The organism is Nakamurella sp. PAMC28650, assembly GCF_014303395.1.
In the GTDB taxonomy this organism is placed as follows: Bacteria; Actinomycetota; Actinomycetes; order Mycobacteriales; family Nakamurellaceae; genus Nakamurella.
Map to the genome: position 1 here is coordinate 4,755,908 of NZ_CP060298.1, position 22,544 is coordinate 4,778,451.

Sequence of the window (22,544 nt, forward strand, 5' to 3'; positions counted from 1 at the left end):
CGGGGCGGGGACGATGTCAACGCGATCGACTGGCTCAGGCGTCGGCCGCGACGAGATCGGCGGGTGAGGAAAGGGTTCCGCGGAGCGCGGTGGCCGCGGCCACCAGCGGCGAGACCAGATGGGTCCGCCCGCCCTTGCCCTGACGGCCCTCGAAGTTGCGGTTCGAGGTGGACGCGCTGCGCTCGCCCGGCGCGAGTTGGTCCGGGTTCATCCCCAGGCACATCGAGCATCCGGCGCTGCGCCACTCGGCGCCGGCGTCGGTGAAGATCTGGTCCAGCCCTTCGGCTTCGGCCTGCGCCTTGACCCGCATCGAGCCGGGCACCACGAGCATCCGCAGGCCGGGGTCGATGTGCCGACCCCGGAGGATGTCGGCGGCAGCCCGGAGGTCCTCGATGCGCCCGTTGGTGCAGGATCCGAGAAACACCGTGTCGACCCGGATCTCACGCAGGGGCGTGCCGGCCGTCAGGCCCATGTACTCCAGGGCCCGCTCGGCCGCCGCCCGGTCGTTGTCGTCGACGATCAGTTCCGGGTCCGGAACCGATGCGGAGAGCGGCAACCCCTGTCCCGGATTGGTGCCCCAGGTGACGAAGGGCGAGAGGGTGGCCGCGTCCAGGATCACCTCGGCGTCGAAAGCAGCGTCCTCGTCGGTGGGCAATGACGACCAGTACTGCACGGCCGCGTCCCAGTCGGCGCCCTGAGGGGCATGTGGTCGACCCTTGATGTACTCGAAGGTCGTGTCGTCCGGGGCGATCATGCCCGCGCGGGCACCGGCCTCGATCGACATGTTCGCCACCGTCATTCGCGCTTCCATCGAGAGGGCCCGGATGGCCGAACCGCGGTACTCCAGCACGTAGCCCTGGCCTCCACCGGTCCCGATCCTGGCGATGACGGCCAGGATGATGTCCTTCGCCGTCACGCCGGGGGCGAGTTCGCCGTCGACGGTGATCGCCATGGTCCGGAACGGTTTGAGCGGCAGCGTCTGGGTCGCCATCACGTGCTCGACCTCGCTGGTACCGATGCCGAAGGCGAGCGCACCGAAGGCACCGTGCGTCGAGGTGTGCGAGTCACCGCAGACGATCGTCATCCCGGGCTGGGTGATCCCCATCTGCGGTCCGACGACGTGCACGATGCCCTGCTCGGCATCACCCATCGGGAACAGCCGGACGCCGAATTCGGCGCAGTTGGTCCGGAGCTTCTCGATCTGGGTGCGGGAGACCTCGTCCGCGATCGGCAGATTGATGCCGATGGTCGGAACGTTGTGATCCTCGGTGGCCAGGGTGAGATCCGGCCGGCGGACGGGCCGGCCGGCCAGCCTGAGACCTTCGAAGGCCTGCGGGCTGGTCACCTCGTGGATGAGGTGGAGATCGATGTAGAGCAGATCGGGCTCGCCCTCCGCCCGGTGCACGACGTGTGCTTCCCAAACCTTCTCGGCGAGAGTGCGCCCCATGGCCGGCCTTTCTCGGAGCTGTCGGTCGCCGCGCGCGACGGTGCGCGACGGGTGGTGATCGGTGCTACTCGGGCATCGCGGTATCGATCCCAACATACGGGAACGTAGTATCGCTCCATGGGACAGTCTAGCGGCATCGGTGTGTTGGACAAAGCGGTGCAGGTGCTGCGGGCCACTACCGCGGCACCCAGTGGCCTGGCCGAGTTGTGCGCCGCCACCGGCTTGCCCCGCGCGACCGCGCATCGGCTGGCGGTGGGGTTGGAAGTGCACGGCCTGCTCGCCAGGGACGCCAACGGACGGTGGCGGCCGGGGCCCCTGTTGGCGGTCCTCGCGGCCGGCGCCCCCGACCTGTTGGTGACCGCCTGCACCGACGTGCTGCCCCGGTTGCGCGATCGCACCGGCGAGAGCGTGCAGGTCTACCGGCCGGACGGGCTGGCGCGGATCTGCATCGCGGTGGCCGAGCCGACCTCTGGACTGCGGGACACCGTCCCGCTGGGCACCAGATTGCCGATGACGGCGGGCTCCGGTGCGAAAGTACTGGCCGCATGGGCGGATCCGGCGACCGCCAGGGCCATCCTGCTGGAGGCCACCTACACCGACAGGGTTCTCGCCGAGGTCCGCCGCCGAGGGTGGGCGCAGTCGGTCGCGGAACGCGAGCCGGGGGTGGCCTCGGTCTCCGCGCCCGTCCGGGACCGTCAGGGGCAGGTGATCGCAGCCGTGTCGGTGTCCGGACCGGTGGAGCGAATCGGGCGGCGACCGGGCGCTCTGTGGGCGGGGGACCTGATCGAGGCGTCGGAGGCCCTCACGGCGCGCCTGTGACCCGATCCTCGGGAGCCTTGTCGACCGGACGGTGCACCCGAGGAGGTGACCGCGGACGTCACCGCCTGGCGGGGGCCGGGTTCTCCGGAGTCCACTTCACCGTGCAGACCGGTTGACCTGCTCGCGCGGCGACGGTCACCCCGCCACGGTCACCCCGCGACAACGACCTCGGCCCGGTCGACCGGCTTGGTCGATCCGGTCTCGGCGCCACCTGGAAAGCGACCGCCACGAGAAGAGCCACCATCCCCGGAGGAGAAGGTGGCTCTGATCGCTGCCCGCAGCCGGGCCGTGCTGGAAATGCTGGTAGCCCCGAAGGGATTCGAACCCTCGCTACCGCCGTGAGAGGGCGGCGTCCTAGGCCGCTAGACGACGGGGCCCTAGAATTACTTCGCAAACACTACCATCCCGTGATGCCGCCTCCGGCCGGGATGATCGCTCCGGGAAGCGACACGTGAGCTGGGGTACTAGGACTCGAACCTAGAATGAGGGAATCAGAATCCCTAGTGTTGCCAATTACACCATACCCCAAAGCTGTTTCACTGCAGGCGATCTGAGGCGAAGGACAGCCGGAGAAGGCACCGAGGAATCATCTTACAGCCCCGACGCGCCCCGGCCAATTCGGTGTGGATCGCCACCTCGCCTGCCCTGACGCGCAACGATCCCGACCACGATCGGCGACCGGTTCAACGCGTGACGAGCCGGCGGGCGAACTCGGCGTCGAGGGGTTCGAGGCCGGTCAGCTCGGCCAGTCGATCAGCGCTCCCCGGAACGGATCCGAGGTCGTCCGCGGCGCCGGCGGGCCGTGGGAGTTCGAGTCGGTTCAGCCAGACCGCGGAGAGGCCGGCCCTCAGCGCCCCGACGGCGTCGGTCGCCCACCTGTCCCCGACGTAGACCACGTGATCGACGGGAAGCCCGAGGGCGGCGGCGCCGGCCACGAAGATCGCCGGATCGGGTTTGGAGACTCCGAGATCACCGGAGAAGACGGCAGCGGCCATCAGGTGATCGAGGCCGGCCGCCGCCATCTTCCGCCGCTGGTGGTCACCATCACTGTTGGACACCACCCCGACGGTGACGCCGGCCGAACGGAACCGCTCCAGCGCGGGCGGGACGTCGTCGTAGGGGCGGTAGTGGGTGAAGATCGACTCGTTGCGCAGCAGTTCCAGCTCCGCCGGATCGAGCCCCAGCACACCGGAGGGATCCATCTCGCGCAACAGTTCGGTCATCCTGGCGAGCCGCATGTCGTCGAACGACAGCTCGCCGGCCAGGAACCGGCCGTACTCGCGCTCGCTGACCACTTCCCAGCAGCTCAGGACCTGCTCGCCGACCTCCTGGCGCGAAGGTCTCCCCACACCGTCCGCGCGATGTGCGGCACCGGCGCGGTGCGCGGCGACGGCTCCGGGCGGCGCGCCAGCGGCGCCACGCGCGGCGAGGGCGAAGGAGGCCGCGACCTCCAGCAGAGCGGACCGTGCGGCCCCGGCGAAATCGACCAGGGTGTCGTCGATGTCGAAGAGCACACCGATGTCGGACGTGGGTGGACCCACGTTCAGCGCTCGGCCAGTTGTTGAGCAGCGCGTAGCCGCAGCAGTGTCCGGTCGCGTCCGAGCAGTTCCAACGACTCGTACAGCGGAGGTGAGATCGTCCGGCCGGTGGCCCCGACCCGCACCGGGGCGAAGGCGACCTTCGGCTTCAGCCCCAGTCCCTCGATCAAGGCGGCCTTCAGTGCCTGCTCGATGTCGGGGGCGACGAACCCCGTGAGCGACTCGAGCGCGGCGACCGCCGCAGCCAGGACCGGCGCCGAATCGGGCTTCAGCACTTTCACCGCGGCAGTCGGGTCGACCTCGAACGAGGTCTCGGCGACCAGCAGGAATTCGATCATCTCGGCGGCGTCGGACAGCAGGGTGCAGCGCTCCTGGACGAGTGGCGCGGCCTGCTCGATCAGGCTGTGCTGCGTCGCGCTCAGCCCCGCACCTCCGGCAAGCCGGCCGGAGGAGACCACGTAGGAGGTCAACCGCGCCGCGAAGTCGCCCGGGGTCAGCATCCGGAGGTGGGTGGAGTTGATCGCCTCCGCCTTCTTGCGGTCGAAGCGCGCCGGATTTCCCGAGATGCGGTGGCCGTCGAAGGCCGCGACGAGTTCGTCCCTGGTGAAGATGTCGCGGTCCTCGGCCAACGACCAGCCGAGCAGGGCGAGATAGTTGACCATCCCCTCGGCGATGAACCCGTCATCCCGGTACTGGAAGAGGTTGGACTGGGGATCCCGCTTGGACAGCTTGCGGTTGCCCTCCCCCGTCACGAACGGCATGTGTCCGAATTCGGGGGTGTACTGCGCGACACCGATCTCGGCGAGGGCTTCGTAGAGCGCGATCTGGCGTGGCGTGGAGGGCAGCAGGTCTTCGCCGCGGAGCACGTGGGTGATGCCCATCAGCGCGTCGTCGACGGGATTCACCAAGGTGTACAACGGTTCTCCGTTACCCCGGACCATGACGGGATCAGGGATCGAACCGGCGGGGAAGGTGACCGTCCCGCGCACCATGTCGTCGAAGGTGATGTCGCGCTCGGGCATCCGCAGGCGCAGCACCGGGGCCCGGCCGGCCGCGATCGCCGCTGCGATCAGCGTCTCGTCGGGAACGCGGTCGTAGTTGTCGTACCCGAGTTTCGGATCGCGACCGGCGGCCAGATGACGGGCGGTGTAGTCCTCCACCACCGAGTGGGACTCGTAGAGATGGCCGGCCTCCAGCAGACGCCTGGCCACATCCAGGTAGATGTCACGGCGCTGGCTCTGCCGGTACGGCGCGTGCGGTCCACCGACGATCGGTCCCTCGTCCCAGTCGATGCCCAGCCAGTTCATCGCCTCGATCAGCGACTGGTAGGACTCCTCGGAATCCCGTGACGCGTCTGTGTCCTCGATCCGGACGACCAGCGTGCCGTGATGATGCCGGGCGAAAGCCCAGTTGAACAGCGCGGTACGGGCGAGCCCGACGTGCGGGGTCCCCGTCGGTGACGGGCAGAAGCGGGCGCGAACGGGACGGACGGGTGTGCTCAGGAGGTCAGTCATAACCACCCCAGCCTATCTGGGCGCTCCGCCGCGCTGATCAACATCGCCTGCGCTCGTCAACGTTGCGATTCTGGGACTGAAGTGACAGGAGTCAACCCGATGATGAGCGCGGACGAAGTTGATCAGCGCGACACCGGGCGGCGCGGGCGGCGCGGGCGGCGCCGGCGGGGCCTTCGGCTGAGCTGATCAGCGCGACGACGAAGCAGACGGGTCAGCGATCGAGGACCGGGTTCGTCAGGGTGCCGATGCCCTCGACGGTGACGGAAACCGTCTGTCCGGCCACCATCTGACCGACGCCGGCCGGCGTGCCGGTGAGGATGATGTCCCCGGGCAGCAGCGTCATGATCGCCGAGATGAACTCGATCTGGGCGGCGACGCTGTGCACCATGTCCGAGGTGTGGCCGTCCTGCTTGACCTCGTCGTCGAGTTCGGTGCGGATCTCGACGTCCGTCGGGTCCAGTTCGGTCTCGATCCACGGGCCGATGGGGCAGAACGAGTCGAAGCTCTTGCCCCGGGTGAACTGCACGTCGGCCCGCTGCAGATCGCGGGCGGTGACGTCGTTGGCCACCGTGTAGCCGAGGATCACCGACTGCGCGTTCTCCGCCTTCACGTCACGGCAGGGACGGCCGATGACGACGGCCAGCTCGCCCTCGAACTCCACCCGCGAGGACGAAGGCGGCAGCAGGATCGGGGCGCCGGGACCGATCACCGACGTCGACGGCTTCAGGAAGATCAGCGGCTCCTCCGGCACGGCGTTGCCCAGCTCGGCGGCGTGGTCGGCGTAGTTGCGCCCGACGGCGACCACCTTCGACGGCAGGATCGGGGCCAGCAGCCGGGTCTGGCCGAGGGGCCATTCCCGACCGGTGAACTCGGGCACGCCGAAGGGATGATCGAGGATTTCCTTGGCGACCAGGTCGTCGGTGTCGGCCGATCCGTCACCGGTCCCCTCGATCACCACGAAGGCGACGCCGGTGGGGTGGGCGATCCGGGCCAGACGCATGTGGGTTCCTTAGGGACGAACGGACTTCGAGGTGAACGGGGTCCGAGATGAACGGGGGCCGGGGCCGGTGGGGTCAGGCGGACGACGGGCGGAGCGCGAACACCAGGGAGTCGACCAACGCCTGCCACGACGCCTCGACCACGTTGGTGTGAACGCCCACGGTCGTCCACTCGGGCGAACCGGCTGCCATCGTCGAGGTCGATGCAAGCAGCACCCTGGTCACCGAGTCGGTACCGGCGTGGTCGGCCAGGATCCGCACCTTGTAGTCGACCAGCTCGACACCTGCCAGCGCCGGCAGGTGCTCGGCCAGTGCGCTGCGCAGCGCGGAATCCAGTGCGTTCACCGGGCCGTTGCCCTCGGCCGTGGCCACCACCCGCCGTCCGCCGACGTGCACCTTCACGGTTGCCTCCGACTGGACAGAACGGCCGGCCCCCGGGGTGTTCGCCGTGTTCTCCACGATCACCCGGTAGGACTCCAACTGGAACGGCGCGGCCAACTGCTCGCCGTTGGCCGCGGCCATCTCGTCGCGCAGCAGCAGCTCGAAGGAGGCGTCAGCGGCTTCGAAGCTCCAACCGGCGGCCTCCCGCGCCTTGATCGTGTCCACGACCTTCGAGACGACCTCGGGCTGTCCGGCGAGATCGATGCCGAACTCCTTGGCCTTGAGCTCGACCGAGGCCCGCCCGGCCATCTCGGTGATCAGGATGTGCATGTCGTTGCCGACCACCTCGGGATTCAGGTGGTTGTACAGCTCCGGATCGACCTTGATGGCCGAGGCGTGCAGACCGGCCTTGTGCGCGAATGCGGAGGACCCGACGTAGGCCTGGTGCGAGTCGGGGGCGATGTTCGCGAGCTCGGCCAGCGCATGCGAGACGCGCACCATCTCGCTGAGGCGGCCGTCGGGCAGCACCGGCAGATCCATCTTCACCACGAGATTGCCCAGGACGGCGAACAGGTCCGCGTTACCGGCCCGCTCCCCGTAGCCGTTGGCGGTGCACTGGACGTGGGTGACCCCGGCCTGGACCGCGGCGATGGTGTTGGCCACGGCACACCCGGTGTCGTCCTGGCAGTGGATGCCGAGCCGGAAACCGGTGCGGTCCCTGACCTCCGCGACGACCCCGTGGAGGCCGACCGGCATCATGCCGCCGTTGGTGTCGCACATGACGATGACATCCGCCCCGGCCTCCACGGCGGCCTCGGCCACCCGGATGCCGTAGTCGTGATCATGCGCGTAGCCGTCGAAGAAGTGCTCGCAGTCCAGGAAGACCCGCCGTCCCTCGCCGACCAGGTAGGCGACGGTGTCGCCGACCATCGCCAGGTTCTCCTCGAGGGTGGTGCGCAGCGCGCGTTCCACGTGCCGGACGTCGGACTTGGCCACCAGGGTGATGATCGGTGCCTGGGAGTCCAGGAGAGCACGCACCTGCAGGTCGTCGCCGGCCCGCACGCCGGCCTTGCGGGTCGACCCGAAGGCGACCAGTTGCGCCGACGTCAGGGCGAGTTCTCCGGCAGCAGCTCTGGCGAAGAACTCGGTGTCCTTGGGCATGGCACCGGGCCATCCGCCCTCGATGAAGCCGACGCCGAGCTCGTCCAGCAGTGTCGCCACGGCGATCTTGTCGGCCACGGAGTAGGTGATGCCCTCGCGTTGGGCGCCGTCGCGCAGCGTGGTGTCGAAGACATGGAACGCATCACCCAGCGGCGAGAGCTGCAGCGATGACGCCGGCAGGCCCGACCGCGGCGTTGCGGGTGCGGTAGTACTCATGTCGCGGAACTCCTGAGGTGGGGAACGTCGAGCGGGCCGACCCGTGGGCGGGCACGGCAGCGTGCATCCCACTCGTCGACGGCGGGTGGTGCCCACCGGCGACGACCGGGTTGGTGCGGACCTGGTCCAGTCATTGTCCCCTGTGCGGCCTCAGCTGGACGCCAGCGCCGCCAGTCGGTCGCCGACCGCGGTGGTCTTGCCCGCCGAGCCGGGCTGCCGGGTGGCCAGGTCGAAGGCCACGGCGGCCTCGACCCGGCGGGCCGCATCCGGCAGGCCGAGATGATCGAGCAGCAGCGCGACGGACAGCACGGTCGCAGTCGGGTCTGCGGTGCCGGCGCCGGCGATGTCCGGCGCACTCCCGTGCACCGGTTCGAACATGCTGGGGTTCGCGCCGGAGACGTCCAGATTGGCCGAGGCGGCGAGCCCGATACCGCCGCAGACCGCGGCGGCCAGATCGGTGAGGATGTCGCCGAACAGGTTGTCGGTGACGATGACGTCGAATCGGCCGGGATCGGTGACCAGGTAGATCATCGCGGCGTCGATGTGCGAGTAGGCCACGCTGACGTCCGGGAACTCCATCGACACCTCTTCGACGACGCGGCTCCACAGCTGGCCGGCGTGGACCAGCACGTTCGTCTTGTGCACCAGTGTCAGGTGCTTGCGCGGGCGGCGTGCGGCCCGTCGGAACGCGTCGCGCACCACCCGTTCGACGCCGAAGTAGGTGTTCAGGGAGACCTCGGTGGCGATCTCGTGCGGGGTGTCCTTGCGGAGCAGTCCGCCGTTCCCCGCGTACGGACCCTCGGTTCCCTCGCGCAGCACCAGGAGGTCGATGGCCTGGTCACCGGCCAGCGGGCCGACGACTCCCGGATACAGGCGGGCGGGGCGGAGGTTCACGTGGTGGTCGAGCTCGAACCGGATGCGCAGCAGCAGCCCGCGCTCGAGGATTCCCGACGGCACGGTCGGGTCGCCGACGGCGCCCAGCAGGATCGCATCGTGCTCGCGCAGCTCGCGCAGTACCGAATCCGGGAGCAGTTCACCGGTGCGGTGCCAGCGTGCGGCACCGAGGTCGTAGGTGGTGGTCTCGACCGACGGCACGACACCCGTCAGGACCTTGAGTCCCTCGGCGACGACCTCGGGACCGATGCCGTCACCTGGAATGACCGCGAGCTTCATGTTCAACCATTTCTGTCCACGTTCCTGTCGGCCGGCATCGGCCTGAACTGGACAACGAGAGGGGCAGGGTGCGAGAGATCCGCTGCGCAGCCGGGACGCACTCGAACGAATTCAGCTGGGCAGGTGGGGCGGCAGAGATACTGCGAAGGGTAGCGGTAGTGGTGCAATGGGTGGACACCGCCTGACGCGCGTCTGCCGACCCCGGCCCGGACTCACCCTCATCCACCCGAGAGGGTGACGACATGTTCACGGAAGCCGTCGGCACCGTGCAGGTGCAGGACCAGGGCCTCGGCGCCGCCGACGCCGGGTCTCAGCCGGTACGGGATTCCGGTTCCGCCCTGGTCCTGCCACAGCGGCGCCGACGTCGAGATCGCCGGCTGCGCGACATCGAACGCGATGGCCGGGGTGGTGTCGATCGTCCCGGAGTTCAGCGGGGCGCCGGATGCGGCGTACAGGGCGACCGAGTACCGGAGGGGGAAGGTCGTGTCGGTCACCCGGTAGCCCAGGGCGGTGGGGTCGATGGGGATCAGCAGCACGTTGGTGTCGAACGGGTTGGTGTCGACGTTGCCCAGGTTGAAGTTGACCGGGTAGATGCCGATCAGCGAACCTGCGCGGGCGTCGTCGAACAACAGGGCGTAGAGGAGGTCGGATCCGCCGATGGTCTGGACCTGCACCGTGTAGTCGGCGGTGTTGTCACCGTTGGTGTCGATGTTGACCGTCGGGAACAGGTTCTTGCCGACACCCGGCCAGTCGCCGAAGGTGGACAGGCCGAACCAGAGGTAGCCGGGATTCGCGCCGTCCGCCCCGGCGCGGCCGGCTCCGACCGCCGCGATGGCGCCCCCCGCACTGCCCGTGCCGACCCTGGGACAGAGGGTCCCGGACGTGGTCGCGGTCGCGCCCCCGGTCGGCGTGACGTTCGGCGTCGTGGTCGGGCCGACCACCGCCGACGACGGCGTCGCACACCCGGCGGTGGCGCTGCCCCGGTATCCCAGGTTCAGCACCGAGGTCAGCGAGAGGTAGCCCGCGCCGGCCGGGTCGGCCGGGGACGAGAGGGCGAAGCCGCTGCCCCCCAGCACGACCGCCGGGCTCCCGGCCGCGGTGCCGTCCACGGCCGTGGTGAAGGACACGGGCTTGGCGGTGCCGTAGACCGGGACCCGCAGATCGGGGCGGCCCGGCGAGCTCAGCAGGAGCCGCCCGGAGGCGGCCGGGACGAACTAGCGGGCCTCGTCCAGTCCGGTCAGCGGGTTGGTCTGCTGCGCAGGGGTGCCGGGGTCGAGCGTGTGCCGCAATGCCGCGGGCGTGACGGTCATCGAGACGGTCGCCAGGGCGCTGGCACCGGCGGTGAGCGTCATCGTCGCCGGACTGACCGTGTACGCGACACCTGGTTGGTCGACGACGGACTGATAGGACAACGTGACGTCCGAGCTGCTCGCACCGGTGTTCTGCACGACCACCGCGGAGGTCACCACCACGGAGGCCTGACGGACGTCCGCCGGAACCACGCCGAACGTCACGGACACGGCGCCCGGCGTGCTCGAGCTGTAGGCCAGCAGCTGGGTACCGACCGCGGCGGCGGCGTCCACCCGCCCGGATCCGGCCCGGTTCGGACCGATGGCCGCGCCGCTGCGATCCTGGCCGGTGTAGAGATCGTGACCGGCGGTGTTCACCAGGGCCGCCTTCACCTGCTCCGGAGTCCACCACGGGTGGCTCTGGTGCACCAGGGCGGCCACACCGGCGATCTCGGCGGCCGCCATCGAGGTGCCGGACCGCAGCGCACTGCCGTTGCCGCTGCCCATCCGGGCCGACGAGATCGTGTCGCCCGGTGCCGAGACGTCCGGTTTCACCGGGCCGGTCGACCCGTGGGTCCCACGGGCCGAGGAGGTCTCGATCAGGTCGGTGATGGAGTTGTCCACCTCCGGCTTCTCCGCGGCCAGGCCGCCGGACATGTTCACCTGCAGCCCGTGGTCCACCCCGGGCGCGAGAAGTGCGGTGGCGGTCGGCGTCAGCTGCAGGACCGGCAGGGCGGGGTTGCCGATGATGGGTCCGGCGAAGACCGGGGTACCACGGGTCAGCAGCACGCCGAGGGCGCCGGCCGCCTGCAGGTTCCCGCCCGGGGGGGCGGACCCGCACGCCCGGGTCGAATCGTCGTCGTCCCAGGACAGCCATACGATCCTTCCGACCGCTCTGGCGGCGTCCGCGGCCGACAGCGCCGTGCACCCGTCTGCGTCGGCCGGCGAGAGCGAGACCACCTGTCCCGACACGTCCGCGGACACCGCCCACGGGTAGGCCGTGGACATCTGGCCGGCCACCGTCTGCACCGCCTGACCCGGTAGTGCGGCATACAGGCCGTCGAGCTGTTGATAGGCATCCACCGAGGACGCCACGGCGAGGGAGCGCACGGATCCGGCCAGCGACCCGGCGGCATCGGTCTGGTCGCCGCCGTTGCCCGCGGCGACCACCGGCACCACCCCGTATTGCGCGATGGTGTCCAGGACCGTGGTCTCGGGATCGTCGGCCGCGCCGACGGCGTTGGTCAACGAGAGGTCGACCACGTCCAGGTGATCGGTGAAATCACCGTCCCCGTTCGGGTCGAGGGCCCGGTCCAGCGCGGGGATGACCAGGTCAGTGGCTCCCGAACAACCGAAGACCTTGAGGGCGTAGAGCGAGGCCTGCGGAGCCATCCCGGGGCCGATGTCCATGCCGTAGAGCTCTGCGCCGGTCAGCTTCGAGTAGTCCCCCGCGAACGTCCGGCCCCCGGAGTCGACACCGGCACCGGCCACCGTCCCGGCGACGTGGGTGCCATGACCGTTGCAGTCGAGCGGGTTGGAATCCGGGTGCGGTACCGGCTGGTAACCGGGATCCACCGCTCCGGTGGAGGTCGTCGCGGCCGCGTCGTAGTCGTCGCCGGCGAAATCGGTGCCCCCCACCACCCTGGCCGTCGGCGTCCACGGACCGGCGTCGGTGGCCCTCGCGGACTGGTACGCGGCGGTCGTTCCCGGTCCACCGAAATCCGCGTGGGTGTAGTCGATCCCGGTGTCGATCAGGCCGATCCGCTCGCCCCGACCGGTGACGCCGAGATCGGTCCAGGTCTGCAGCACCCTGGTCAGCTGGGCCGCACCGGCGTTGGCCGGCGTCTTGGGCACGATCTCGGAGATCTTGAGGACGACCCTCAGCCCGGCCAGCGCTCGCAGCGCTGCGGGGTCGGCGATCAGACCGACTCCCGGCACGGCGTTGGAGACCTCGAAGATGCTCACCGCGCCCGGATCGATCCTCCTGGCGATCCCGGAGATCTCGGACGACAGAGCCTTCGTGGTGACGCGCTGCACGGCCACGGCCCGGCGGGCGGCGGCCGCCCCCTGTCCCTTCGCGAGGACCGCGGACGATACGGCGGCGGCGCCCGTGGTGGCCAGCTGGACGAATACGGTCCGCCGCCCCGACCCGGCGGCGAGACCCGGCTGGAGCACTGCGGTGTTCTCGATCAACCTGCTGTATCCCGGCTTGGTGGGACCCGGCGTCGCCTGCTGGCCGACGGACGGACCGGCGACCCCGGTGGGATCGGTGGCGAAGGCACCCGTGGATGGACCCCACAGGGCTCCGAACAGCAGCGCCGTGACGGCGCCGAGCAGCCGGAAGCGTCCGCCGGACGCGGAACGACTTCGATGTCCGGCCACCGTCACCTCCTCTGCCGACCGACCGTTCACTGCAGAGCTTCGATCAACTGCACAGTGTCGATCAAGTGCGCGGTGTCGATCAACTGCACGATGTCGATCAACTGCACCGTGTCGATCGTCGCATCGATGAGCCACGAGGTGAAGTGGGACGGTCCTCTGCCTTCAGTCGGCGGCGATGCCCCTGATCGCGCTGGCGGAGACCGATGCCCCGATCCGCTCGAGCAGTTCCGAACCCGGGAGTCCGTCGACCCGCAGCACCATGATCGATGCGTGCCCGGAGATCTCCTGGGAGATCTGGGCCGCGAGGATGTTCACGCCCGCATCACCCAGCAGGTGTCCGACCGTCCCCATCACGCCGGGGCGGTCCGCGTAGGCCAGCACCAGCAGGTCGCCCTCGGCGCGCAGATCGAAGTGCCGATCGTTGATCTCGATCAGCTTGGCGACCTGGTGCGGCCCGGACAACGTGCCCGAGACGGACCGGCTGGAACCGTCCGTCATCGCGGCCTGCAGGGTGATCGAGGAACGGTAGTCGCCGGTCTCCTTCGTCGAGGAGCCGGACAGGCTCAGCCCGTGTTCGGCGGCCAGCGACGGCGCGTTGACGAAGGTGACGGCCTCGTTGATGACCTGTCCGAAGATACCCCGGACGGCCGCGAGCTGCAGGATCGTCGTGTCGGAGTCGGCCAGGTCACCGCGAACCTCGACGACGACCTTGGCCGGCACCGCGCCCGCCACGGCGGTCAGGATGGTGCCGAGCCGGGAGGCCAGCGGGATCCAGGGGCGGACGTCGTCGGCAACCGGCCCGGCGGCCTGGACGTTGACCGCGTCGGGTACGAAATCGCCGCGCAGGGCGAGCTTGACCGACCTCGCGACCGCGGTGCCGGCCTTGTCCTGGGCCTCCGTGGTCGAGGCGCCGAGGTGGGGAGTCAGCACGATGTTCGGTGCAGTCAGCAGCGGGTTGTCCCCGGCCGGCGGTTCGGTCACGTAGACGTCGATGCCGGCGCCTGCCACCCGGCCCTCGGCCAGGGCGTCGGCCAGCGCCTGCTCGTCGATCAGCCCGCCGCGGGCGGCATTGATGATCAGCACGTTCGGTTTGACGGTGGCCAGTTCGGCGGCCCCGATCAGACCGAGGGTCTCCTTCGTCCTCGGAAGGTGGATGGAGATGATGTCGGCCTCGCGCAGCAAGGTCGGGAGGTCGACGAGGGTGACGCCCAGGGCCGCCGCCCTGGCCGGCTGCAGGTACGGGTCGTACGCGATGACGTTGGTGTCGAAGGCGGCGATACGGGCCGCGAACAGCTGCCCGATGCGGCCGAGACCGACGACGCCGACTGTCTTGTCGGCGATCTCGACGCCCATGAACTTGCTGCGCTTCCATTCGCCGGCGGCCATCGTCGCGTGGGCGGCCGGGATCTGCCGGGCCACCGACATCAGCAGGGCGATCGCGTGCTCGGCGGCGGTGATGATGTTCGACTGCGGCGCGTTGACCACCAGGACGCCGCGGGCGGTGGCAGCGGGCACATCGACGTTGTCGAGACCGATGCCGGCCCTGGCCACCACCTTGAGCCGCGGGGCCGCGGCCAGCGCCTCGGCATCCATGGTGGTGGCGGAGCGGATCAGGACGGCGTCGGCGTCGGCGAGCGCCGGTAGGAGCGCAGCGCGGTCGGCGCCGTCGACGTACCTGATGTCGAAGTCCGACCCGAGCACGTCCATCGCCGACCGGGCGAGCTTCTCGGCGATCAGCACAACAGGTTGGGCGGCGTTAGGCACGCTTGTTCATCTCCGTCTTGGATCACCGGCCGCGAGTCGATCCCTTGGCCGCCTACCTCCGACAGGGAACCGGCGGTCTGCCACGGTGCCGGAGGTCCTGTCAGCCCGGGTGCTTCGGTGCACTCGGCCGCTCATCGTATCGAGACCTCCACCATCGATCTGGTCCGGCATCGCCACCCGGGGTGGCGACGTTCCCCGCGACGGCAGGTTCGACACCCGGTCCGGCGAAATAGTGTGGCCGAGTTCACTCGTTCCACTGCGCGATCCGTCGCTCCGGCCCTACAGTGATCTCGACTTCTCCAGCCATCGGAAGGAACCCAGCTGTGACCACTCCACCGCCCTACGGATCCGTGCCGGGACCGCCGCAGGGCTACCCGTCCGGACCGACGCCGCAGCAGGGGTATCCGGCCGGGGCCACTCCCCCGCCGGCCTACGGGCAGCAACCCGCCTACGGCCAACCCGAGTACGCCCAGCCCGCCTACGGGCAGCAACCCGCGTACGGTCAGCAACCGGCCTACGCCCAGCCCGCCTACGGGCAGCAGCCCGGATACCCGGCGCCCGGTTATCCGCCGGCCGGTTTCGGTGGTCCCGCCCAGGCCGCCCGTCCGGGCATGGTCACCGCGGCGGCCGTCCTGGCCTTCATCTTCGGCGCGTTCGCGATCATCGGCTCGCTCATCACGGTGGCCGCCAGCAGCGTCGTCAGCTACGCCTCGTCCGTCTGCAACAGCGTCAACGTGAACGACCCCCAGTACACCGCCGACTGCCAGAACATCAACGGTTACAGCGGTTTCGCGAAGGTGCTGGCGATCGGGTTGGCCGTCGTCGCCATTCTGCTGATCTGGGGCGGTGTCCTCGCCCTGTCCGGCAAGAATTCCCAGCTGCTGGTCATCGGGTGCGCCGTCTACATCGTCGTGGAGATCATCTTCGCGATCGCCGCGTCGTTCGGCGGGACCGTCGTCGTCGGCTTCGTCGCGCCGGTGCTGATCCTGATCTTCCTGCTCAACCCGGGTTCCAGGGCCTGGTTCAGGGCGAAGGGCGGCAAGACCTTCTAGTCCCGCGCTGACGTGGCCGATCTGCAGCTCCGGCCCGCCTCCCGTGGTGCGGGCGCGGGCCGGAGGTCGGTGCCGGGGTAGGTCAGCGGGCGGCGGTACCGGAGTAGTCGTCATCGGACTTGACCCAGCTCATCAGGCCGCGCAGCTTGCGGCCGGTCTCCTCGATCGGGTGCGCCTCCTGCTCGGCGCGCAACTTCTTGAACTCGGGTGCGCCGGCGTCCTGGTCGGCGATGAACCGGGCGGCGAAGGTGCCGTCCTGGATGTCGGCCAGCACGGCCTGCATGTTCTTCGCGACGTGGTCGTCGATCACCCGGGGGCCGGAGACGTAGTCGCCGTACTCGGCCGTGTCCGAGACGGACCAGCGCTGCTTGGCGATCCCGCCCTCGTACATCAGGTCGACGATCAGCTTGAGCTCGTGCAGCACCTCGAAGTAGGCGATCTCCGGCTGGTAGCCCGCGGCAGTCAGGGTCTCGAAGCCGGTCTGGATCAGCCGGGAGGCCCCACCGCAGAGCACGGCCTGCTCACCGAACAGATCGGTTTCGGTCTCCTCGGTGAAGGTGGTATTGATGACGCCGGCGCGGGCGCCGCCGATGGCGGCAGCGTAGGACAGCGCCAGGGCCTGGGCTCCCCCCGTGTAGTCCTGCTCCACCGCGATCAGGTCCGGGACGCCCTTGCCGTTGACGAACTCGCGGCGCACCAGGTGGCCCGGACCCTTCGGGGCGATCAGGATGACGTCGACATCGGCCGGCGGCTTGATGTAGCCGAACCGGATGTTGAAGCCGTGGCCGAACGCCAGCGCCTTGCCGGCCGTCAGGTTGGGCTCGATGTCGGAGGCGTAGACGTGGCGCTGGATGTGGTCGGGCGTCAGGATCATGATGACGTCGGCCTCCGCCGCCGCCTCGGCCGGCGTGACCACGCGAAGGCCCTCGTCGGTGGCCTTGGCACGGGACCTGGAGTTCTCCAGCAGTCCGACGCGGACGTCGACGCCGGAGTCACGCAGACTCAGCGCATGGGCGTGGCCCTGCGAGCCGTAACCGATGACGGCGACCTTGCGGCCCTGGATGATGGACAGATCAGCGTCGTCGTCGTAGAAGATCTCGGCTGCCATGGGTGATCGACGTTCCTTTCGCGGGCGCCGGGCGCCCGTCTGCAATGAGTGGAGCTGATGGGGTGGATCTGGTGCGCGGCCTGCCTGCTCGGGTGTGGGAGCAGGCCCCGCAATCTCACCACCTGCCGTGACGGGTGATCGCGGCGGTGGGCAGGTCGTCAGCGGTCAGTCGGCGCGGAGGCGTTCGGTGGTGATCGACTTCGCGCCGCGACCCAGCGCCACCATGCCCGACTGGACGAGTTCGCGGACGCCGAACGGCTCGAGCATCCGGACCAACGCCTCCAGCTTGTCGCTGGTTCCGGCCGCCTCGATGGTCATGGAGTCCGGGGTCACGTCCACCACGTGCGCGCGGAACATGTCGACGATCGTGACGACCTGGGCGCGGACGGCGGAATCGGCCCGGAGTTTGATCAGCAGCAGCTCCCGGTAGACCGAGGCGTTCGGTGCGAGCTCCACGATCTTGAGCACGTTGATCAGCTTGTTGAGCTGCTTGGTCACCTGCTCCAACGGAAGATCGTCCACCTCGACGACGATCGTCATCCGGGAGACCTCGGGGTTCTCCGTCGGGCCGACCGCGAGCGAGTGGATGTTGAACTGGCGGCGTGAGAAGAGCGACGAGACCCGGGCCAGCACACCCGGTTTGTTCTCGACCAGGACCGAAAGCGTATGACGGGTCACGACTTATTCTTCGTCGAACTGTGCTGGACCGGCCGACGTCGTCGTTCGGCGACGAGGGCAACGGACGCACGGACTGGACACTGTCGCCTCATTCTTCGTCGAACAGCGGTCGGATACCCCGGGCGGCCATGATCTCGCTGTTGCCGGTCCCGGAGGCCACCATCGGCCAGACCTGCGCGTCGGCGCCGACGGTGAAGTCGACCACCACCGGACGATCGTTGATGGCCATGGCCGCCTCGATCGTCCGATCGACGTCCTCCTTGGACTCGCAGCGCAGTCCGACGCAGCCGTAGGCCTCGGCCAGCACCTTGAAGTCGGGGATCCGGTGCTTGTGGGTACCGAGATCGGTCTGGCTGTAACGCTCGCCGTAGAACAGCGTCTGCCACTGGCGGACCATGCCCAGATTGCCGTTGTTGATGATGGCGACCTTGATGGGGATGCCCTCGATGGCGCAGGTGGCCAGTTCCTGGTTGGTCATCTGGAAGCAGCCGTCACCGTCGATCGCCCAGACGACGGAGTCCGGCATGCCCATCTTGGCGCCCATGGCGGCCGGGACCGCGTAGCCCATCGTGCCAAGACCGCCGGAGTTGAGCCAGGTGTAGGGCTTCTCGTACGAGATGAACTGGGCCGCCCACATCTGGTGCTGGCCGACCCCGGCCGCGAAGATGGTGTCCGGACCGCAGATCTTGCCGAGCCGTTCGATCACGTACTGCGGCGACAGCGAGCCGTCGGTGGGCTCGTCGTAGCCGAGCGGGAAGGTTTCGCGGACCCCGTCCAGTTCGGCCCACCATGCCGTCAGGTCGGCCACCACGCCACTGGTCTGCTCGATGGCGATCGCCGAGATCAGCTCGGAGATGACCTCCTTCGCGTCCCCCACGATCGGCACGTCGACCGCGCGGTTCTTGCCGATCTCGGCCGGGTCGATGTCGGCGTGGATGATCGTCGCCTCCGGAGCGAACGACGACAGCTGTCCCGTCACGCGATCGTCGAACCGGGCGCCGAGGGCGATGATCAGATCAGCCCGCTGCATGGAGGCGACCGCGGCGACGGTGCCGTGCATGCCCGGCATGCCCAGGTGCTGGAGGTGCGAGTCGGGGAAGGCCCCGCGGGCCATCAACGTGGTGACCACCGGGATCCCGGTCAGTTCGACGAGCACCTTGAGCTGCTCGGACGCGTGTGCCTTGAGCACACCCCCACCGACGTAGAAGACCGGACGGCGGGAGGCGGCGATCAACCTGGCCGCGGCATTGATCTGACCGGCATGCGGCTTGGAGGCCGGCCGGTAGCCGGGCAGGTGCACCTCGGTCGGCCACTTGAAGACGGTCTCGGCCTGCAGGATGTCCTTCGGGATGTCGACCAGCACGGGGCCGGGCCGGCCGGTCGAGGCCAGATGGAAGGCCTGGGCGATCACCATCGGGATCTCGGCCGGGTCGGTCACCATGAAGTTGTGCTTGGTGATCGGCATCGTGATGCCGCAGATATCGGCTTCCTGGAACCCGTCGGTGCCGATCAGCGACCGGCCGACCTGCCCGGTGATCGCGACCAGCGGCACCGAATCCATGTGGGCATCGGCGATCGGGGTGACCAGATTGGTGGCCCCCGGACCGGACGTGGCCATGCAGACGCCCACCCGGCCGGACGCCTGGGCGTAGCCGGTGGCGGCGTGCCCGGCCCCCTGCTCGTGACGGACCAGGATGTGGCGCACCTTCACCGAGTCGAAGAGCGGATCGTAGATGGGCAGCACCGCCCCGCCGGGGATGCCGAAGACGATCTCGACGCCGGCCTCCTCGAGGGAACGCACGACCGACTTCGCGCCGGTCACGTACTCGACGTCGGGATCACGGGACACGGCGGTCCCGGCCGGCTGGGTCCCGTTCGGCTGGGCCGCGGCCGGCTGGGTGGCGGCCAGCGCCCGTGCGGCAGCGTTGCCCCCCGGATGCGCGTTCGCGCCCGGGTGGGCGTTCGTCCCCGGGTGGGCGTGTGCGGCGGAGGGACGACCTGCCGGAGGAGCGGTCGGTGTCTGGGTCATGGCAGAAGGACCTTCTGACGTTCGCCGGTGCTGGTGGTGCGGCCGGCTGGGGTGGTTGATCGGGAGGCAACAGGCTTCCGGACGTGAGGTGCGTGGTCACGCCGCAGAGGGAGACGTCCAGGGTGGAGACGCCCCCGTGCAATGGGGATGCGGGAAAACGGTTCGACCGACGGGGTTGTCGACCGAGGTGGGTGCCGGCGAAGAACTGTTCTGCTCTCTCGCATCTGTCACCATCCACCTGTCGGTTCCGCTGGGTAGCCCGGGTGTGGGCAATAAAAAACCCCTCGTCACCGGCATGCGGGGACCAAGGGGTTGCGCGTCTGTTCCGGTCTGGGCCTGGTGTGGCCGACCGAGTGCGACGCGCTAGCGGAGTACGAGAATCTGGGACACGAAATGGACCCTACGGTGGCCGGGAGCACGTGTCAAACCAGCGGGTCCGGAACCGGCAGGCAGGGGCGGCGACTCCCCGACGAGCCCGACCTGCATCGACATTCCACCCGGGCAGGTGCTCGGAGGTGGGACGATGCGTACGTGAGCCGTCCAGACCGTGCCGTGTTCCGCCTCCCCGTGATCTCCGTCCTGATCCCGTTCCTGGCGTTCGTGTGCATCACCCCCCTGGCCAACGCCGGACCCACCGCCTTTCTGGCCTTCTACCTGTTCCCCTTGGCCGCCCTGGTCTACATCCTGATCACCAGGACGGTTGCGGACCCGACGAGCATCCGGGCTTCAGGCCCGCGGGGCGTTCGCCGGATCGCGTGGTCGGATCTGGACGGACTGGAATTCCGGGGCCCGCGGTGGGCGACCGCAGTGGGCCTGGACGGTCGCAGGATCCGGTTGCCGATGGTGCGCCCCCGTGACATGTACCGGCTGGCCGCGGTGTCAGGGGGACGACTGCTGATCGGCAAGGACGCCCCCACCCCGGAACCGGAGGACGGCGATCCGGAGGCCGACGAGGCCCCCGGGACCGACCACGCCACCGGCGGTGTCGGCGGGGCTGTGGCGTCCGGACCTGAAGAGTCCGTCCGCACGCCCGCCGGGGCCGTCGTCGACGACGAGTAACGTCGTCATTTCCCCAGTGACCGCAACAAACTGCTGAGCAGCACGGCAGACCCCGTCCGGCAGGAGTTCCACATGCCCCCGCTTCGTTCCAGAACCTCTACCCACGGCCGCAACATGGCCGGGGCCCGCGCCCTCTGGCGGGCGACCGGCATGACGGATTCCGATTTCGGCAAGCCGATCGTCGCGATCGCCAACTCGTACACGCAGTTCGTCCCCGGACACGTCCACCTCAAGGACATGGGCGACCTCGTCGCCGGGTCGATCAGGGAGGCGGGCGGGGTCAGCAAGGAGTTCAACACCATCGCCGTCGACGACGGCATCGCCATGGGTCACGCCGGCATGCTGTACTCGCTGCCCAGCCGCGAGCTCATCGCCGACTCCGTCGAGTACATGGTCAATGCGCACACCGCCGACGCGCTCGTCTGCATCTCGAACTGCGACAAGATCACCCCCGGCATGTTGATGGCTGCACTGAGGATGAACATCCCGGTGGTCTTCGTCTCCGGCGGCCCGATGGAGGCCGGCAAGGCCGTCGTCGTGGACGGGGTGGCCCACCCTTCGTCCGACCTGATCACCGCGATCTCGGCCTCGGCGACGCCAGGGGTCGACAGCGAGTCGCTCGACGAGGTGGAGCGCTCCGCCTGCCCGACGTGTGGCTCCTGCTCCGGCATGTTCACCGCCAACTCGATGAACTGCCTGGCCGAGGCACTCGGACTTGCGCTGCCCGGCAACGGTTCCACCCTGGCCACCCACATCGCGCGGAAGGACCTCTTCCTGCGGGCCGGATCGCTTGTCGTGGAACTCGCGAAGAAGTTCTACGAGCAGGACGACGAGTCGGTCCTGCCGCGCAACATCGCCACCAAGGCCGCGTTCGGCAACGCGATGGCACTGGACGTCGCGATGGGCGGCTCGACGAACACCGTCCTGCACATCCTGGCCGCGGCCATCGAGGGCGAGATCGACTTCACCCTGGCCGATATCGACGCCATCAGCAAGCAGGTGCCGTGTCTGTCCAAGGTCGCCCCGAACTCGGACTTCCACATGGAGGACGTGCACCGGGCCGGCGGTATCCCGGCGATCCTCGGCGAGCTCTACCGGGCCGATCTGCTCGACACGTCCGTGCACACGGTGCATTCGCCGGACATCGAGTCCTGGCTGACGGAATGGGACATCCGGTCGGCGTCGCCGTCGGCCGCCGCCCTGGAGCTCTTCCACGCCGCTCCCGGTGGAGTCCGCACGGTGCAGGCGTTCTCGACCGCCAACCGCTGGAGTTCCCTCGATACCGACCCGGTGGCAGGGTGCATCCACGACAAGGCGCACGCCTACACGGTCGAGGGCGGGCTGCAGGTGCTCTACGGCAACATCGCGCTCGACGGGGCCGTCATCAAGACCGCCGGCATCGACCCGTCGCTGTTCCACTTCACCGGCACCGCCATCGTTCTCGAGTCGCAGGAAGACGCCGTCGAGGCCATCCTGGGCAAACGGGTCCAGCCCGGGCACGTCGTGGTGATCCGGTACGAAGGCCCCGCCGGCGGCCCCGGCATGCAGGAGATGCTGCACCCGACGTCCTTCCTCAAGGGCCTCGGCCTCGGCAAGGTCTGCGCACTGATCACCGACGGCCGGTTCTCGGGTGGGTCCTCCGGGATCTCCGTCGGGCACATCTCACCCGAGGCCTGGGCCGGCGGTGCGATCGGGCTGATCGAGGACGGCGACACGATCGAGATCGACGTGGACAACCGCGTGCTGCGCCTGGATGTCGGTGATGACGTGCTCGCCGAACGGCGGGCGAAGATGGAGGCCTCCGAGCGTCCGTGGGAGCCGCGCTCCCGCGATCGCGTCGTGTCCAAGGCGTTGCAGGCCTACGCCTCGATGGCCTCGTCGGCTTCGACCGGAGCCGTCCGGCACGTGCCGGCGCGGCAGCACAAGAACTCCTGAG

General features: G+C 69.3%; 16 protein-coding genes and 2 tRNA genes. 4 read left to right on the forward strand and 14 right to left on the reverse strand.

Annotation, left to right across the window (positions count from 1 at the left end; translation table 11 throughout):
- Positions 1 to 34 precede the first annotated feature (34 nt).
- Complete coding sequence (gene leuC, locus H7F38_RS21635; RefSeq protein WP_187091713.1) at positions 35 to 1,447, reverse strand: 3-isopropylmalate dehydratase large subunit; 1,413 nt, start codon at positions 1,445 to 1,447, stop codon at positions 35 to 37.
- Between the two features lie 117 nt (positions 1,448 to 1,564).
- Between leuC and H7F38_RS21640 the strand changes: the two genes are divergently transcribed.
- A complete protein-coding gene (locus H7F38_RS21640; RefSeq protein ID WP_187091714.1) occupies positions 1,565 to 2,266 on the forward strand; it encodes an IclR family transcriptional regulator in 702 nt (233 codons plus the stop codon).
- 301 nt (positions 2,267 to 2,567) lie between these two features.
- Here H7F38_RS21640 and H7F38_RS21645 read toward each other — a convergent pair.
- From H7F38_RS21645 to serA, 10 genes are all read right to left on the reverse strand, one after another.
- A tRNA-Glu gene (locus H7F38_RS21645) sits at positions 2,568 to 2,643 on the reverse strand.
- Positions 2,644 to 2,722: 79 nt separating this feature from the next.
- Positions 2,723 to 2,794, reverse strand: a tRNA-Gln gene (locus H7F38_RS21650).
- A 155-nt stretch (positions 2,795 to 2,949) separates the two neighbouring features.
- Complete coding sequence (locus H7F38_RS21655; protein ID WP_187091715.1) at positions 2,950 to 3,807, reverse strand: HAD family hydrolase; 858 nt, start codon at positions 3,805 to 3,807, stop codon at positions 2,950 to 2,952.
- 2 nt (positions 3,808 to 3,809) lie between these two features.
- A complete protein-coding gene (gltX, locus tag H7F38_RS21660; RefSeq protein WP_187091716.1) occupies positions 3,810 to 5,318 on the reverse strand; it encodes a glutamate--tRNA ligase in 1,509 nt (502 codons plus the stop codon).
- A gap of 211 nt (positions 5,319 to 5,529) precedes the next feature.
- Complete coding sequence (locus tag H7F38_RS21665; RefSeq protein ID WP_187091717.1) at positions 5,530 to 6,318, reverse strand: fumarylacetoacetate hydrolase family protein; 789 nt, start codon at positions 6,316 to 6,318, stop codon at positions 5,530 to 5,532.
- A gap of 73 nt (positions 6,319 to 6,391) precedes the next feature.
- Complete coding sequence (gene cimA / locus H7F38_RS21670) at positions 6,392 to 8,074, reverse strand: citramalate synthase (RefSeq protein ID WP_187091718.1); 1,683 nt, start codon at positions 8,072 to 8,074, stop codon at positions 6,392 to 6,394.
- 150 nt (positions 8,075 to 8,224) lie between these two features.
- Positions 8,225 to 9,247: a 3-isopropylmalate dehydrogenase gene (locus tag H7F38_RS21675; RefSeq protein ID WP_187091719.1), complete on the reverse strand. Its 1,023-nt coding sequence runs from the start codon at positions 9,245 to 9,247 to the stop codon at positions 8,225 to 8,227.
- Positions 9,248 to 9,465: 218 nt separating this feature from the next.
- Positions 9,466 to 10,374: a hypothetical protein gene (locus tag H7F38_RS21680; RefSeq protein ID WP_187091720.1), complete on the reverse strand. Its 909-nt coding sequence runs from the start codon at positions 10,372 to 10,374 to the stop codon at positions 9,466 to 9,468.
- A gap of 87 nt (positions 10,375 to 10,461) precedes the next feature.
- Entirely contained in the window at positions 10,462 to 12,918 is a 2,457-nt protein-coding gene (locus tag H7F38_RS21685) for a S8 family serine peptidase (protein WP_187091721.1), read from the reverse strand.
- 162 nt (positions 12,919 to 13,080) lie between these two features.
- Positions 13,081 to 14,682 (reverse strand): phosphoglycerate dehydrogenase, encoded by a 1,602-nt coding sequence (gene serA, locus H7F38_RS21690; protein WP_187091722.1) that lies wholly within the window; start codon positions 14,680 to 14,682, stop codon positions 13,081 to 13,083.
- Between the two features lie 323 nt (positions 14,683 to 15,005).
- Between serA and H7F38_RS21695 the strand changes: the two genes are divergently transcribed.
- On the forward strand, positions 15,006 to 15,734 hold the full coding sequence (locus H7F38_RS21695; RefSeq protein ID WP_187094995.1) for a hypothetical protein: 729 nt from the start codon (positions 15,006 to 15,008) through the stop codon (positions 15,732 to 15,734).
- Between the two features lie 82 nt (positions 15,735 to 15,816).
- On the opposite strand, the gene ilvC is transcribed toward H7F38_RS21695, so the two are convergent.
- From ilvC to H7F38_RS21710, 3 genes are all read right to left on the reverse strand, one after another.
- Complete coding sequence (gene ilvC / locus H7F38_RS21700; RefSeq protein WP_187091723.1) at positions 15,817 to 16,842, reverse strand: ketol-acid reductoisomerase; 1,026 nt, start codon at positions 16,840 to 16,842, stop codon at positions 15,817 to 15,819.
- 165 nt (positions 16,843 to 17,007) lie between these two features.
- Positions 17,008 to 17,520, reverse strand: a complete 513-nt coding sequence (gene ilvN, locus H7F38_RS21705; protein ID WP_187091724.1) for an acetolactate synthase small subunit — start codon at positions 17,518 to 17,520, stop codon at positions 17,008 to 17,010.
- 88 nt (positions 17,521 to 17,608) lie between these two features.
- Entirely contained in the window at positions 17,609 to 19,342 is a 1,734-nt protein-coding gene (locus H7F38_RS21710; RefSeq protein WP_370531403.1) for an acetolactate synthase large subunit, read from the reverse strand.
- 738 nt (positions 19,343 to 20,080) lie between these two features.
- On the opposite strand from H7F38_RS21710, the gene H7F38_RS21715 reads away from it, so the two are divergent.
- Positions 20,081 to 20,608, forward strand: coding sequence for a PH domain-containing protein (locus tag H7F38_RS21715; protein ID WP_187091725.1), 528 nt, complete (start codon positions 20,081 to 20,083; stop codon positions 20,606 to 20,608).
- 72 nt (positions 20,609 to 20,680) lie between these two features.
- Positions 20,681 to 22,543: a dihydroxy-acid dehydratase gene (ilvD, locus tag H7F38_RS21720; RefSeq protein WP_187091726.1), complete on the forward strand. Its 1,863-nt coding sequence runs from the start codon at positions 20,681 to 20,683 to the stop codon at positions 22,541 to 22,543.
- The last annotated feature ends 1 nt before the right edge of the window (position 22,544 follow it).

Excerpts from the sequence above, each read along its gene's own strand:
- leuC (WP_187091713.1), bottom strand. The coding sequence starts at position 1,447 with ATGGGGCGCACTCTCGCCGAGAAGGTTTGGGAAGCACACGTCGTGCAC.
- H7F38_RS21640 (WP_187091714.1), top strand. The coding sequence starts at position 1,565 with ATGGGACAGTCTAGCGGCATCGGTGTGTTGGACAAAGCGGTGCAGGTG.
- gltX (WP_187091716.1), bottom strand. The coding sequence starts at position 5,318 with ATGACTGACCTCCTGAGCACACCCGTCCGTCCCGTTCGCGCCCGCTTC.
- H7F38_RS21665 (WP_187091717.1), bottom strand. The coding sequence starts at position 6,318 with ATGCGTCTGGCCCGGATCGCCCACCCCACCGGCGTCGCCTTCGTGGTG.
- cimA (WP_187091718.1), bottom strand. The coding sequence starts at position 8,074 with ATGAGTACTACCGCACCCGCAACGCCGCGGTCGGGCCTGCCGGCGTCA.
- H7F38_RS21675 (WP_187091719.1), bottom strand. The coding sequence starts at position 9,247 with ATGAAGCTCGCGGTCATTCCAGGTGACGGCATCGGTCCCGAGGTCGTC.
- ilvC (WP_187091723.1), bottom strand. The coding sequence starts at position 16,842 with ATGGCAGCCGAGATCTTCTACGACGACGACGCTGATCTGTCCATCATC.
- ilvD (WP_187091726.1), top strand. The coding sequence starts at position 20,681 with ATGCCCCCGCTTCGTTCCAGAACCTCTACCCACGGCCGCAACATGGCC.